This is a genomic window from Aeromonas sp. WP2-W18-CRE-05 (assembly GCF_014168615.1).
Classification (GTDB): Bacteria; Pseudomonadota; Gammaproteobacteria; order Enterobacterales; family Aeromonadaceae; genus Aeromonas; species Aeromonas caviae.
The window spans coordinates 675675-689421 of the sequence record NZ_AP021917.1; the positions used below are offsets into that span (position 1 = coordinate 675675).

Here is a 13747-nt window from a genome sequence, read left to right on the forward strand (position 1 = left end):
CGATATGAACCAAAAAGCCGCCCTTGAGGCGGCTTTTTGTTTTGCGGGCAAAAAAAAGCCCACGGCACAGGCGGTGGGCAAAGACAATTCAGGATGGATGTTCACAGACAGTGAGCGCGTCTGCAGACCGGTCGGGAAAAAACAGAGGAGCCGTCGCGAGGCTTCAGAGTCGGTTCATTTGATAGAGTTGAACGAAAGAAAGCTTGTAGTAACGGATGGTCTTGGCAACAAACTTTTTCATCATTAATCCCAACAAACAGGTTCGAAATGTTCATCGAATACGTACCGGGAACCCGGAATGACCGGCCTGTATTCAGAGGTATGCCCTCACTGCGAGGCGCATTGTAGGAGCTCTTTCCGGGTGGGGCAAACAAGAAAATCTATGGGCTTTTGATTAGATAAACTAATGATTTTGGTGGGGGTGTCAATCCGCATAAACATGTGTTTTTACTGGGTTTAAATTGATTTTTGGATGAGTCTGGCCATTTATTGAAATAATCGAGATGCGAGGGCTTTATTTCCGGGGTTGCGTATTTGTTTAACAGAATTGAAACTATTTTTATGTGTCATAAAATTGATTTAAATCAATTATTTACGGCTTGGCGTTTTTTGTGATGAAGCTCCCATAATTAATGGGAAAAGCCCCATAAGTTACCTTGAAAAAACATGTATTGAGGGTGGTTTTACATTGATTTCAATCAAATAAAGGTGATATAAAACAGCGATCATTATAGGCGGGAATAGAACCCTGGTTATTGTTTATTAGATGTTAAACATTAGCTTTTTTTGTTCCTGTATATTGCCTTGTTGTTAATGTGGTGGCAGTCGAATCCGGTCAGTCCGCGAGGGGTGACCGACCGTTCGGGGACTTCCAATGGAAGCTTTGTCCTTAAAACTTAAAATAGCCGTGCCAATAATCGGTGAGGAAACATCATGATTGCTGAGCATGTGGTAGACCTATCGCGGTTCCAATTTGCTGCGACGGCCCTTTATCACTTCCTGTTTGTACCCTTGACGCTGGGGATGGCCTTCATCCTGGCGATCATGGAGTCTGTCTATGTGATGACCAACAACACAGTGTACCGGGACATGACCAAGTTCTGGGGCAAGTTGTTTGGTATCAACTTTGCCCTCGGGGTTACCACCGGGCTCACCATGGAGTTTCAGTTCGGTACCAACTGGGCTTACTACTCCCACTATGTTGGCGACATCTTCGGGGCCCCGCTGGCCATCGAAGGTTTGATGGCCTTCTTCCTGGAGTCCACCTTCGTCGGTATGTTCTTCTTCGGTTGGGATCGTCTCAGCAAGCGCCAGCACCTGGCGGCTACCTGGCTGATGGCGCTCGGGACCAACCTCTCCGCACTGTGGATCCTGGTCGCCAACGGCTGGATGCAGAACCCGGTGGGTGCCGAGTTCAACTTCGAATCCATGCGCATGGAGATGGTGAGCTTCGCCGACCTGGTGTTCAACCCGGTTGCCCAGGTCAAGTTCGTCCACACCGTGGCGGCAGGCTATACCACGGGCGCCATGTTCGTGCTCGGGATCTCCTCCTATTACCTGCTGAAGAATCGTGATGTGGCGTTCGCTCGTCGCTCCTTCGCCATCGCGGCCGCGTTCGGCATGGCCTCCATCCTTTCCGTGCTGGTGCTGGGTGACGAGTCCGGCTACGAGACCGGGGAAGTGCAGAAGGTGAAACTGGCGGCCATCGAGGCCGAGTGGAACACGGAGCCGGCTCCGGCATCCTTCACCCTGTTCGGGATCCCGAACCAGGAGGAGATGCGCACCGACTACGCCATCAAGATCCCCTATGCCCTCGGCATCATCGCCACCCGTTCCCTGGACGGTCAGGTAACTGGTCTCAAGGATCTCAAGAGCGAGCATGAGCTGCGCGTGCGCAACGGCATGACCGCCTACGACCTGCTGACCAAGCTGCAATCCGGTGACAAGTCCGACGATACCCGCGCCCGCTTCGACGAAGTGAAGCAGGATCTGGGCTACGGTCTGCTGCTCAAGCGTTACACCCCCAACGTGACCGACGCCACCGACGAGCAGATCAAGGCCGCCGTGGATGACTCCATCCCGCAGGTACTGCCGCTGTTCTTCGCCTTCCGCATCATGGTTGCCTGCGGCATCCTGATGCTGGTGCTGATCGGTCTGGCCTTCTATGACAGCACCCGCCACAAGATCGGTGAGCGCAAGTGGCTGCTCAAGGCGCTGCTGTACGGCATTCCGCTGCCCTGGATCGCCATCGAGGCTGGCTGGTTTGTCGCTGAGTATGGTCGTCAACCCTGGACCATCGCCGAGATGCTGCCGACTTATGTCTCTGCATCCAACATTCCTGCGTCCGAGATCTGGTTCTCTCTGATCGGGATCTTCCTGTTCTACACCGTACTGCTGATCATCGAGATGTACCTGATGTTCAAGTATGCGCGCCTGGGCCCAAGCAGCCTGAAGACGGGCAAGTACCACTTCGAACAGAGCAAGGCATAAGGAGAGTGACCCATGTTTGATTACGAACTGTTGCGTCTGGTCTGGTGGGTGCTGGTCGGCGTGCTGCTGATCGGGTTTGCCATCACCGACGGTTTCGATATGGGGGTGGGCGCCCTGCTCCCCTTCGTCGGCAAGAAGGATGTGGAGCGTCGCGTGATGCTCAACACCATGGGGCCGCATTGGGAAGGCAACCAGGTCTGGCTGGTGACCGCCGGTGGTGCCCTGTTTGCCGCCTGGCCCATGGTCTATGCGGCGGCCTTCTCCGGCTTCTACATTGCCATGATCCTGACCCTGATGGCGCTGTTCTTCCGTCCGGTCGGCTTCAAGTACCGCTCCCTGCAGGAAGATGCCAAGTGGCGCTCCAACTGGGACTGGGCTCTGTTTGCCGGTAGCGCCATTCCCCCTGTCATCTTCGGGGTGGCGTTCGGCAACCTGCTGCAGGGTGTACCGTTCAGCTTCAACCAGTTCCTGATGATGACCTATCACGGCAACTTCTTCGGTCTGCTCAATCCGTTCGGTCTGCTGGCCGGTCTGGTGAGCCTCTTCATGATCATCACCCAGGGTGCAACCTGGCTGATGATGAAGACCGAAGGTGAAGTGCTGGCGCGCTCTCGCACCGCCGCCATGATCTTCTCCCTGCTGACCCTGGTGCTGTTCGCCCTGGCCGGTGTCTGGGTGAGCGGCATGGATGGTTATGTGATTGTGGGCTCCGTCGCCACCGACGCCGTCACCAACCCCCTTCACAAGGAAGTGGTGGTGCAGGCCGGTGCCTGGATGCAGAACTACAGCCTCTATCCCTGGATGATTGCCGCACCCGTGCTGGGTCTGGTGATGTGTCTGCTGACCGCCGTGGCGGCCAAGCTGGACAAGGGTTGGGTGGCGTTCCTGTTCTCCTCCCTGGCCATCGCCGGCATCATCCTGACCGCGGGCTTCTCCATGTTCCCGTTCGTGATGCCCTCGAGCCTCGAGCCGTCCCAGAGCCTGACCATGTGGGATTCCACCGCCTCCTTCAACACCCTCAAGGTGATGACGGTAGTCGCAGTCGTCTTCGTGCCGACCGTGCTGGCTTACACCATCTGGACCTACATCAAGATGTTCGGCCGGGTGAGTAACAAGCACATCGAAGACAACCAACAATCGCTCTACTAAGAAGGTGCCCTGATATGTGGTATTTCACCTGGATCCTGGGGCTGCTGCTGGCCTGTGCGTTTGGGATTATCAATGCGCTCTGGCTGGAGCACACCGAGAACCTGGATCGTCAGATTGATGAAGACAAGTGACAGGCTCGCCCGGCTGGCCGCTCCTCTGGAGCGCCAGCCATGGCAAGGTCTGATGCTGCTGGCGGCGGCCCTGCTGGCTGTCGCCATCTTGCAGGCGCCCAACCTGGTCGCGGCCAACACCAGTGAGCACGGCCTCTGGCTTGCGCCCTGGCTGATGTGGGCGGTCTGTTGCGGTGTCATGCATGGACTGGGGTTTCACCCGCGCAGCCTGGTGGGTCGCGTGCTGTTCTTCCCCTGGCTCGCCCTGCCCAGCCTGCTCTGCGGGCTCTGGCTGACCAGCAGCTACTACCTGCCATAAATGATGAAGGAGGTCGGCATCAGCCCACCTCCTTCTTCTTTTTTGAGGGGCGTGCCGTCGCCCGGTCAGAGCGACAGAACCTCGCTCGTCACGCCGCTCGCAGCCACTGCTCTTGTCCGCTTTTCTTGCGATGCTGACAGCCCTGTGGTCTTCGGCCTGTCGGCGCCGCAGCACGCCATAAAAAACAGGGGGAGAGGGGATTTCCCTGTCTCCCCCTGCTTCTTTCCTATTCAGCCCTGCGCTATGATAGCCCCCCATCTGACTGTCGAATGGATCACAGATTTTTATGGGGGAAGTCTCTGAGTTTCCGGTGCGTGTCTACTACGAAGACACGGATGCCGGAGGCATCGTCTACAACGCCAATTATCTCAAGTTTATGGAACGGGCCCGCACCGAATTCCTGCGCGCAGGCGGCATCGAACAGGATGTCCTGCTGCAGGCGGGGATCGCGTTTGTGGTGAGTCGCACCGAAATCGACTTCCGCGCGGCGGCCCGCTTCAATGAACTGCTGACCGTAATGACGCAAGTAACTGAAGTGAAACGCGCTTCCATGCGTTTTTCACAGCAGATCCTGGCGGCTGATGGACGGCTGATCACTCAGGCCATGGTACAGATCGCCTGTGTCAGTCATCCGCAAATGAAACCTGTTGCAATACCTGAAAAAATCAAGGGAGTGCTGTTAAGTGCACGCTGAAATTTCGTTTATTGGCCTGTTCTGGCAAGCCAGTCTGTTGGTGAAACTGGTCATGATGACCCTGATGGGCATGTCGGTCGTCTCTTGGGCGCTGATCATCCAGCGCTCCAAGGCCATCAAGGCGGCCAACCTCGCCTCGGAGCAGTTTGAAGACAGATTCTGGTCCGGGGTCGACCTCAATCGTCTCTACCAGGAGTCCTCCTCCCGTCGTGACGACATCGAAGGCATGGAAGACATCTTCTACTCCGGCTTCAAGGAGTATGCCCGCCTGCTCAAGGCCGGTGCCCGCGGTCAGGATGCGGTGATGGACGGTACCTATCGCGCCATGCGCGTCTCCCTGTCCCGTGCAGTGGACGATCTCGAGTCCAACCTGCCGGTCTTGGCGACCATCGGTTCCATCAGCCCCTATATCGGTCTGTTCGGTACCGTCTGGGGGATCATGAACGCCTTTATCGCTCTGGGCCAGGTTCAGCAGGCGACCCTGCAGATGGTGGCACCGGGTATCGCGGAGGCGCTGATCGCCACCGCCATGGGTCTGTTTGCCGCCATCCCGGCCGTTATCTTCTACAACCGCTTCACCAACAAGGTCGAACGGCTGGAAAACGCCTACGCCAACTTCATGGACGAGTTCACCACCATCCTGAACCGCCAAATCGCACAGCAGGGTGAGAAGTAATGCAAACCTATCAGCGGCTCAAACGCAAGAAGGTCGCCGAGATCAACGTGGTGCCCTATATCGACGTCATGCTGGTGCTGCTCATCATCTTCATGGCGGTCACGCCCGTGATCACGCAGGGGGTCAAGGTCGACCTGCCCCAGGCGGAGTCCGAGCAGTTGCCGGAAGACTCCAAGCCGCCCTTCATCGTCAGCGTCAATACCGAGGGTGAGTACGTCATCAAGGCCGGCGAGGCGGATGACGAACCCGTACCGAGCGGCACCCCAGAGGCGATGCAGCAGTACATCACCGAGAAGGCCATGGGCTATCTGGCCATCAACCAGAACGCGCCCGTGGTGGTCGCCGGTGACAAGTCCGTACGCTACGAGGAGGTGATCCTGCTGATGGTGGCCCTCAAGAAAGCCGGTGTGCCTCAGGTTGGTCTGATGACGGATCCGGTGAACTGACGGAGATGGATGTGAAGCGTGGTATTTCCGGTTATCTCGTCGCGTCGCTGCTGCTGCATCTGATCATCGGCATCATCCTGCTGGTCGGTGTCGACTTCAGCAAACCCAAGCGCCCCGAGTCCAAGGGACAGATCGTCAATGCGGTCATGATGGACAGCGAAATGCTGGAGCAGCAGATGCAGCAGGTCCAGCAGCAGAAGCAGGCCCAGCCCAAGGCTGCACAGCAGCAGAAGGACAAGGAAGACGCTGAGCGCGTCAAACGCGAGCTGGCACAGGAGCAGGAGCGTCTGCGTATCGCCGAGACCAAGCGCAAGCAGGCCGAAGAGGCGACCCGCAAGGCCGAAGCCGACAAGCAGAAGAAAGAGGCTGAACAGAAGCAGGCGGAAGAGAAGGCCCAGAAAGCCGAGGAAGCCCGCAAGCTGGAAGAGCAGAAGACCAAGAAGGCCGAAGCCGAACGCAAGGCGGCGGAAGAGGCCAAGGCGCTGGCGCTCAAGAAGAAAAAAGAAGAGCTGGAGAAGAAGCAGGCTGAAGAGAAGGCCAAGGCGGAAGAGGCCAAAGCCAAGAAAGCGGAAGCCGAGAAGAAGGCCAAGGCCGAAGCCGAGAAAAAGGCGAAGGCGGAAGCCGAGAAGAAAGCCAAGGCCGAGGCCGAGAAGAAGGCGAAGGAAGAGGCTGACAAGAAGGCAAAAGCTGACGCAGAGAAGAAGGCGAAGGCCGAGGCTGACAGAAAGGCCAAGATTGAGGCGGAGCGCAAGCGCAAGGCGGCCGAAGAGGCCAAGTTGCAAAAAGAGATGGAAGCCATGATGGAGCAGCAGCTGGCCGCCGAGGCCAATGCGCGCAGTCAGGCAGCATCGGCAGCCGCCAAGGGCGAGGTCGACAAGTATGCCGCCCTCATCAAGGCCACGGTCGAGCGCTACATGATTTTGGATCCCACCATGCGGGGCAAAACATGTACTATCGGTGTCAAGTTGGCCAGTAGCGGCTTCGTCATCTCGGTGGACAACGGTCAAGGTGATCCGGCGGTCTGCCGCTCCGGCAAGGCGGCGGTACTGAAGGCCAACCAGTTGCCGGTGCCGAAGGATCCGGCGGCATTCGAGATGTTGAAGGAGTTTAACCTCAAGTTAGAACCGAGCATCTAAGCGTGATAGAACGGGGTCAATGACCGTGGTTGGCAGCATCTGCTGATAAAGGGATTTCACCTCTCATTTTTTTGGAACAGAGTATTTAAGCCATGATAAGAAAAGTGTTTTTTGCTTTGGTTGGCTGCCTTCTGCTAGGCCAGAGCGCTCAGGCGGCCTTGGACATCGTCATCACCGGCGGTATCGACAGTGCGCGCCCCATCGCCATCGCCCCCTTCAAGTGGGAGGGCAATGGCCAATTGCCGCAGGATATCGCGGAAGTGGTCTCCAACGACCTGATGCGCAGCGGCAAGTTCAAGCCGCTGGCCCGTGGCCAGATGCCGCAGACGCCGAGCACCAGCGGCGAGATCAACTTCGCGCCCTGGGCTTCCCAGGGGGTCGAAGCCGTGGTGGTCGGCTCCATCGCCGCCGTGGGTGATGGCACCTACAAGATCAACTTCGAGCTGGTCGACGTCCTGAAAGGCCAACTGGCCAAGACTCAGGGCGGTGAAGCGAACGGTTACATCCTGGACAGCCGCATGGCGACCATCCCGGGTGCCCAGATGCGCCAGTTTGCCCACCGCATCTCCGACATCGTCTACGAGCGTCTGACCGGTGAGCGTGGTGCCTTCCTGACCCGTCTGGCCTATGTCTCCGTGCAGCAGGGCACCCAGTTCCCGTATCAGCTGCGGATCTCCGACTACGACGGCTACAACGAGAAGACTCTGTTGCGCTCCCGTGAACCCCTGATGTCCCCGGCCTGGTCGCCGGATGGCAGCAAGCTGGCTTACGTGAGCTTCGAGAACCAGAAGTCCGAGATCTATGTGCAGGACATCTACACCCAGCAGCGCAGTCTGATCACCAGCTTCCGTGGCATCAACGGTGCGCCGGAGTGGTCTCCAGATGGTCGTCGTTTGGCTATTGTTCTGTCCAAAGATGGGCAGCCTGACATCTATGTCGTTGATGTTGCTAGCAAGCAACTCACTCGAGTCACAAATAACCGCACCATCGACACCGAACCCTCCTGGATGCCGGACGGTCAAACTTTGCTGTTCACCTCTGAACGTGGTGGCAAACCCCAGATTTATAGCGTAAATTTGGCGACTGGCATGACTCGCCGGATGACCTGGGAAGGGGATTCCAACCAGGGGGCATCCATCACACCGGACGGCAAGTCCATGGTGATGGTGACCCGGGTTCAGGGACAATATCGCATCGCTCGCCAGGATATGGAAAATGGAGCCATGCTGGTACTGACCCAGAGTGCTCTGGATGAATCGCCAAGTGTGGCTCCCAATGGCAGCATGATCATTTATGCCACCATCTATCAGGGTCGTAAGAGTCTTGCATTGGTGTCGACCGACGGTCGCTTCAAGGCAGTGCTTCCGACCAGTAGCGGTGAAATTCGTGCACCAGCTTGGTCGCCCTTCTTGAATTGATAAAAATCGATTGTTTTTTGTTTTGTTATAAAGGTTTAAGGAAATAGCATGCAACTCAATAAACTGCTCAAGGGTCTGGCCATCGCACTGCCACTGTTCACCCTGGCTGCCTGTAGCTCCTCTTCCGACTCCGACGCCGCTGGCGCCGAGTCCGGCATGACTGACGGCATGGGCGGTGTACAAACCGGCGGCGCCAACGGCATGTTGTCCCCGGAAGAGCAGATGCGTCAGAAGTTCGAAGCGCTGCAACGCGACAACGTGATCTACTTCCCGTACGATGGTTACGACATTCAGGGTCAGTACGCCGACCTGCTGGATGCCCACGCCAGCTACCTGCGTGAACGTCCGAGCGTCAAGGTACTGATCGAAGGCCACGCCGACGAGCGCGGTACGCCGGAATACAACATCGCGCTGGGTGAGCGTCGTGCCAAGGCTGTTGCCAAGTATCTGCAAACCCTGGGTGTGCAGGCCGAGCAGCTCTCCATCGTCAGCTATGGCGAAGAGAAGCCGCTGGATCTGTCCCACACCGAGGAAGCCTTTGCCAAGAACCGCCGTGCGGTCCTGGTTTACTAAGGTTTGAGTCGAACGACGTTCGTTTATATGCAAGCGGCCATTTCGATGGCCGTTTTATTTGCACTAAACGTCAAGGTTTGATCCGAATGAAATCTGTATCAGCGAGCGACTATGCGCTGGCCGTTTTATTTGCACTAAACGCTAAGGTTTGATCCGAATGAAATCTGTGTACAAGCAAGCTGGTGTTGCGCTGGCCGTGTTGGTTGCTTTGAATGCGCAAGCGGCGGCACCGGTGAGCGATCTGAGCGGGGATTCTGGCAGCAGTGGCGTGGTGCTGAGCGGCAACAATGGTGCCATCGTACCGACCGGCAGCCTGGAAGACCGGGTTGCTCTGCTGGAGCGTACCCTCAACGCCCGTCTGCGTCTGCAGGCCGAACTGCAGCAACAGGTCGACTCCCTGCAAGGGGAGGTCTCCGAGCTGCGTGGTCAGCTGGAACAGCAGACCTACCAGATGGAGCAGTCCCAGGAGCGCCAGCGCCAACTCTACCAAGAGCTCGACAAGGTGGCCAACAGCCAGCCTGCCGCCGCGCCCGCAACACCTGCTGCAGGTGCTGCAACGCCTCCTGCCGCGGCTGCCAACTACTCCACCAACCAGGATGAGAACCAGGCCTACGACGCGGCCGTGAACATGGTGCTCAAGGAGAAGAACTACGACAAGGCCATTCCTGCCTTCGAAGGGTTCATCAAGCAGTTCCCGAACTCCAGCTATGTTCCCAATGCCCACTACTGGCTTGGCCAGCTGATGTTCAACAAGGGCGACAGGGCGGGGGCCGCGAGCCAGTTCTCCACGGTGGCGAATAAATACAGCAAGTCACCCAAGCGGGCCGATGCCCTGCTGAAACTCGGCATGCTCGCCCAGCTTGACGGCAAAAAAACAGAGGCCAAGGCCTTCTATGAGCAGGTGATCAAGGGTTACCCCAACACCTCGCCGGCCCAGCTGGCCAAACAGAGTCTGGCCAAGCTGTGACATTGCTGCATGTCACTGTTTTCGTAACACTCTTGTAAATACCGCCGTGCTTTGTATGCGCAGTGAACAATCAGATTTAATTTAAGATTTTTCTATTGCGCCAGGATGATAAATCCGTAATATAGGCCGCCGTCAGAGCCGGAGCAGTAATGCAGTCGGCACTGGTCGTGGTGAGGGTCGTTAGCTCAGTCGGTAGAGCAGTTGACTTTTAATCAATTGGTCGCTGGTTCGAATCCAGCACGACCCACCATTTCTTCACAGCAGGTGAAGACAATATTCCCAGGTCGTTTAGCTCAGCTGGGAGAGCACCTCCCTTACAAGGAGGGGGTCACTGGTTCGAGCCCAGTAACGACCACCATGTTGTAACACTGGCCGCCACATGCGGTTGGTGAAAGGTTCAGGATGTGGGTCGTTAGCTCAGTCGGTAGAGCAGTTGACTCTTAATCAATTGGTCGTAGGTTCGAACCCTACACGACCCACCACTCTGAACACTGAATCCCAGGTCGTTTAGCTCAGCTGGGAGAGCACCTCCCTTACAAGGAGGGGGTCACTGGTTCGAGCCCAGTAACGACCACCATGTTGTAACACTGGCCGCCACATGCGGTTGGTGAAAAGTTCAGGATGTGGGTCGTTAGCTCAGTCGGTAGAGCAGTTGACTCTTAATCAATTGGTCGTAGGTTCGAACCCTACACGACCCACCACTCTGAACATTGAATCCCAGGTCGTTTAGCTCAGCTGGGAGAGCACCTCCCTTACAAGGAGGGGGTCACTGGTTCGAGCCCAGTAACGACCACCATGCTTTAAAAATGATTTCGATGGGTCGTTAGCTCAGTCGGTAGAGCAGTTGACTTTTAATCAATTGGTCGCTGGTTCGAATCCAGCACGACCCACCATCATTTCAGTCATATCCCAGGTCGTTTAGCTCAGCTGGGAGAGCACCTCCCTTACAAGGAGGGGGTCACTGGTTCGAGCCCAGTAACGACCACCATGCTTTAAAAATGATTTCGATGGGTCGTTAGCTCAGTCGGTAGAGCAGTTGACTTTTAATCAATTGGTCGCTGGTTCGAATCCAGCACGACCCACCATCATTTCAGTCATATCCCAGGTCGTTTAGCTCAGCTGGGAGAGCACCTCCCTTACAAGGAGGGGGTCACTGGTTCGAGCCCAGTAACGACCACCATGTTTTAAAAATGATTTAGATGGGTCGTTAGCTCAGTCGGTAGAGCAGTTGACTTTTAATCAATTGGTCGCTGGTTCGAATCCAGCACGACCCACCATCATTTCAGTCTTGTCCCAGGTCGTTTAGCTCAGCTGGGAGAGCACCTCCCTTACAAGGAGGGGGTCACTGGTTCGAGCCCAGTAACGACCACCATGTTTTAAAAATGATTTCGATGGGTCGTTAGCTCAGTCGGTAGAGCAGTTGACTTTTAATCAATTGGTCGCTGGTTCGAATCCAGCACGACCCACCATCATTTCAGTCATATCCCAGGTCGTTTAGCTCAGCTGGGAGAGCACCTCCCTTACAAGGAGGGGGTCACTGGTTCGAGCCCAGTAACGACCACCATATTGAAAAGCCCGCAGCGATGCGGGCTTTTTCGTTTCCGTCTGCCATCAGGTTTGCAGTCGATCCAGCTCGCTTGCCAGGGTGGTGGCCGCCTGTTCCAGTGCCTCGCTCAGGCGCTGGCTGGCATTGGCCTCTTGTCCCAGGGTGGTGGCGGCGTCACCGATGCGCATCAGGTTCTGGTTGATGGTGTCGCTCACGGCACTCTGCTGCTCGGCGGCGGTCGCCACCTGGCTGATGTGATCATGGATCTGCTGGATCTGGGTGACCACCTGATTGAGTGCCTCGAAGGCCTGCTCCGTGCCTTCAACCGTGCTCACCGAGCGGGCGATCCCTGTGCTCATCAGCTGCTGGCTGCTGGTGACCTCGGTTTGCAGGCTGCCGATGAGCTGCCCTATCTCGTCGGTGGATGAGCGGGTCTTGTTGGCCAGCGCCCTCACCTCGTCCGCCACGACGGCAAAGCCCCTGCCCATGTCGCCGGCCCGCGCCGCCTCGATGGCTGCGTTGAGGGCCAGCAGGTTGGTCTGTTCGGCAATGGCCCGGATCACATCGAGAATGTGGCTGATATTGGTGCTGCGCTGGGCGACCTGGGCGACCGCCTTGTCGGCCTGATGCATGTCCTCGACCAGGGTATGGATCTCGCTGCGGGCCCTGCTCAATGTCTGCTGGGCCGTGCTGACATGGTGGGTCGCCGCTTCTGACTCCTGCGCCGCCTGTTCCGCATAGCCCGCCACGCTGACTGCCGTGGTGCTCATCTCGTGCATGGCGCTGACCACGCTCTCCAGCTCCAGGCTCTGATCATCCAGGCTGCTGCGCATGGCATCGGCCGTCTGTTTCATGCCCCTGGCCTGCTGATGCACCTGTTGCCCAATCTGCTTGCTGCCCTGCACCATGGCCCTCAGCTTGCCGAGGAAGGCATTGAGATGCCTGCCCAGCTCGATGAGCTCCTGGTGGGTGTCGATACGCATCTGCTGGGTCAGGTCGCCCTCATTGCTGGCGAGGTGGGAGACGTGGCGGCTGATGAGGGAGAGGGGCGCCGTGATGGTCTGGATGAACCAGACAAGCAGGCCCAGGGCCACCAGGGTGATGACAACGATGGCAACCAGCTGCTGCTGCTGGGTCGCCTGCAACAGGCTGCCGAGCTGCTGGCTGATGGTGTTGGCCTGGCTGAGGGCGAGAGCCTTGGGCACCTTGATCATCAGCCACCACTGGTTGTCGGCGGCATCGATCCGTATGGGCTGCTGCAGGATGAAATCGCTGTCGGTATCGGCGGGGCGTCCATTCGGGGCAACCAGTCCGGCCTCTGTCAGGGGACGCCCCAGTTTGTCCGAATGGCGGTTGCTGCCGACGATGAAGCCCGCCTTGCTGACCAGGGTGACCTCGGCCTGGTTGTCATAGAGGCTCTTGCCAAGGTGCTCGGCCAGTTGCTGGAAGATGGGCAGGTTCATGTCGACCCCGGTGATCCCGGCAAACTTGCCATCCTTGAGGACGGGCACCGTCAGGCTGGTCATCAGCATCTTCTGGCCAGGGCTTATCTCGTAGAGGTAGGGTTCCATCAGGCAGGGGCGACGAGTCTCGCGACCGCAGAGATACCACTCGCTGTTGCGAATGCCGAATTCATTGCGCGAGGTGTCGAACTTGGCGTCACTGGTGTCGGCATCTATGGTCTGCTGCGCGATGTTTCCGTTCTGTTCCCGGGTGAAATAGACCTCCAGGCTGCCCTTGCCGGCAACCGAATGGCTGGCGCCTGTCTGCCAGTCGGCGTCCTGTCCGTCGTAACCGTTGGGTTCGAACTGGGCGTAGATGGAGCTGATCCCGTTTGCCTGGCGCAGGCGGCTGCCAAGCAGGAGCTCCACTTGCGGGCGACTCAGCCGCTGGTCCTGCTGGGCCATGCTTCCTTCAAGCTGCGCCGCCATGCCGAGCGGTATCTGATAGGCCTGCTGCAACTGGTCTTCGATCTGCACGGCATACCGCTCTGCCTGGAATTGCAGGGAACGGGAAACCTCCTGCTCCAGGGCGCCACGGGTCTGCGCCATGATGTCATAGCGCAGGCCGTTCAGCGAGGAGGACTGTATCCATGTCATGGCGACGCCACTGGCGAGAAAAAGTCCCAGCGTGAGCAACAACAACTTGGTCTTGAGCGAACGTTGTTTCATTCGACAACTCCTTTTGGCAAGAATGACAACGATATGGTCGGAGCGGGTCCTG

Annotated in this window: 13 protein-coding genes and 14 tRNA genes; 26 read left to right on the top strand and 1 reads right to left on the bottom strand. The window is 57.4% G+C overall.

Annotation, left to right across the window (positions count from 1 at the left end; genetic code table 11):
• The first annotated feature begins 4 nt into the window (after nt 1–4).
• The 26 genes from H7R73_RS03290 to H7R73_RS03415 all read left to right on the top strand — a co-directional run bounded on the left by H7R73_RS03290 (nt 5) and on the right by H7R73_RS03415 (nt 11542).
• Nucleotides 5–247, top strand: a complete 243-nt coding sequence (locus tag H7R73_RS03290) for a hypothetical protein (RefSeq protein ID WP_029313687.1) — start codon at nt 5–7, stop codon at nt 245–247.
• A 686-nt stretch (nt 248–933) separates the two neighbouring features.
• A complete protein-coding gene (locus H7R73_RS03295) occupies nt 934–2490 on the top strand; it encodes a cytochrome ubiquinol oxidase subunit I (RefSeq protein ID WP_010672869.1) in 1557 nt (518 codons plus the stop codon).
• 12 nt (nt 2491–2502) lie between these two features.
• The gene (cydB, locus tag H7R73_RS03300; RefSeq protein WP_042878756.1) at nt 2503–3639 is read left to right on the top strand and encodes a cytochrome d ubiquinol oxidase subunit II; all 1137 of its coding nucleotides are present in this window, start codon (nt 2503–2505) and stop codon (nt 3637–3639) included.
• Between the two features lie 14 nt (nt 3640–3653).
• Entirely contained in the window at nt 3654–3770 is a 117-nt protein-coding gene (cydX, locus tag H7R73_RS03305; protein ID WP_005331536.1) for a cytochrome bd-I oxidase subunit CydX, read from the top strand.
• On the top strand, nt 3757–4068 hold the full coding sequence (locus H7R73_RS03310) for a cyd operon YbgE family protein (RefSeq protein WP_039039483.1): 312 nt from the start codon (nt 3757–3759) through the stop codon (nt 4066–4068). The genes cydX and H7R73_RS03310 overlap by 14 nt, the downstream gene beginning before the upstream one ends.
• 286 nt (nt 4069–4354) lie before the next feature.
• Nucleotides 4355–4762, top strand: a complete 408-nt coding sequence (gene ybgC / locus H7R73_RS03315) for a tol-pal system-associated acyl-CoA thioesterase (protein ID WP_010672872.1) — start codon at nt 4355–4357, stop codon at nt 4760–4762.
• Nucleotides 4752–5438, top strand: coding sequence for a protein TolQ (gene tolQ, locus H7R73_RS03320; RefSeq protein WP_010672873.1), 687 nt, complete (start codon nt 4752–4754; stop codon nt 5436–5438). The genes ybgC and tolQ overlap by 11 nt, the downstream gene beginning before the upstream one ends.
• Nucleotides 5438–5884, top strand: coding sequence for a protein TolR (tolR, locus tag H7R73_RS03325; RefSeq protein WP_010672874.1), 447 nt, complete (start codon nt 5438–5440; stop codon nt 5882–5884). Before tolQ ends, tolR begins: the two co-directional genes overlap by 1 nt.
• Before the next feature lie 5 nt (nt 5885–5889).
• Nucleotides 5890–7020 (top strand): cell envelope integrity protein TolA, encoded by a 1131-nt coding sequence (gene tolA, locus H7R73_RS03330; protein WP_042014603.1) that lies wholly within the window; start codon nt 5890–5892, stop codon nt 7018–7020.
• Nucleotides 7021–7112: 92 nt separating this feature from the next.
• Complete coding sequence (gene tolB / locus H7R73_RS03335; RefSeq protein ID WP_010672876.1) at nt 7113–8438, top strand: Tol-Pal system beta propeller repeat protein TolB; 1326 nt, start codon at nt 7113–7115, stop codon at nt 8436–8438.
• Between the two features lie 48 nt (nt 8439–8486).
• Complete coding sequence (pal, locus tag H7R73_RS03340) at nt 8487–9011, top strand: peptidoglycan-associated lipoprotein Pal (protein ID WP_010672877.1); 525 nt, start codon at nt 8487–8489, stop codon at nt 9009–9011.
• Between the two features lie 157 nt (nt 9012–9168).
• Nucleotides 9169–9978 carry a tol-pal system protein YbgF gene (ybgF, locus tag H7R73_RS03345; protein ID WP_042014605.1) on the top strand — a complete coding sequence of 270 codons (810 nt, stop codon included), beginning with the start codon at nt 9169–9171 and terminating at the stop codon, nt 9976–9978.
• 174 nt (nt 9979–10152) lie between these two features.
• A tRNA-Lys gene (locus H7R73_RS03350) sits at nt 10153–10228 on the top strand.
• Nucleotides 10229–10260: 32 nt separating this feature from the next.
• Nucleotides 10261–10336: transfer RNA gene (locus H7R73_RS03355), tRNA-Val, on the top strand.
• 48 nt (nt 10337–10384) lie between these two features.
• Nucleotides 10385–10460 (top strand) — tRNA-Lys (locus H7R73_RS03360).
• Nucleotides 10461–10479: 19 nt separating this feature from the next.
• Nucleotides 10480–10555: transfer RNA gene (locus H7R73_RS03365), tRNA-Val, on the top strand.
• A 48-nt stretch (nt 10556–10603) separates the two neighbouring features.
• Nucleotides 10604–10679, top strand: a tRNA-Lys gene (locus H7R73_RS03370).
• 19 nt (nt 10680–10698) lie between these two features.
• A tRNA-Val gene (locus tag H7R73_RS03375) sits at nt 10699–10774 on the top strand.
• Nucleotides 10775–10795: 21 nt separating this feature from the next.
• A tRNA-Lys gene (locus H7R73_RS03380) sits at nt 10796–10871 on the top strand.
• Nucleotides 10872–10890: 19 nt separating this feature from the next.
• Nucleotides 10891–10966: transfer RNA gene (locus tag H7R73_RS03385), tRNA-Val, on the top strand.
• A gap of 21 nt (nt 10967–10987) precedes the next feature.
• A tRNA-Lys gene (locus H7R73_RS03390) sits at nt 10988–11063 on the top strand.
• A 19-nt stretch (nt 11064–11082) separates the two neighbouring features.
• Nucleotides 11083–11158 (top strand) — tRNA-Val (locus H7R73_RS03395).
• A 21-nt stretch (nt 11159–11179) separates the two neighbouring features.
• A tRNA-Lys gene (locus H7R73_RS03400) sits at nt 11180–11255 on the top strand.
• Nucleotides 11256–11274: 19 nt separating this feature from the next.
• Nucleotides 11275–11350: transfer RNA gene (locus H7R73_RS03405), tRNA-Val, on the top strand.
• A 21-nt stretch (nt 11351–11371) separates the two neighbouring features.
• A tRNA-Lys gene (locus H7R73_RS03410) sits at nt 11372–11447 on the top strand.
• A gap of 19 nt (nt 11448–11466) precedes the next feature.
• A tRNA-Val gene (locus H7R73_RS03415) sits at nt 11467–11542 on the top strand.
• Nucleotides 11543–11589: 47 nt separating this feature from the next.
• On the opposite strand, the gene H7R73_RS03420 is transcribed toward H7R73_RS03415, so the two are convergent.
• Nucleotides 11590–13695, bottom strand: coding sequence for a methyl-accepting chemotaxis protein (locus H7R73_RS03420; RefSeq protein ID WP_103260810.1), 2106 nt, complete (start codon nt 13693–13695; stop codon nt 11590–11592).
• Nucleotides 13696–13747: the final 52 nt, after the last annotated feature.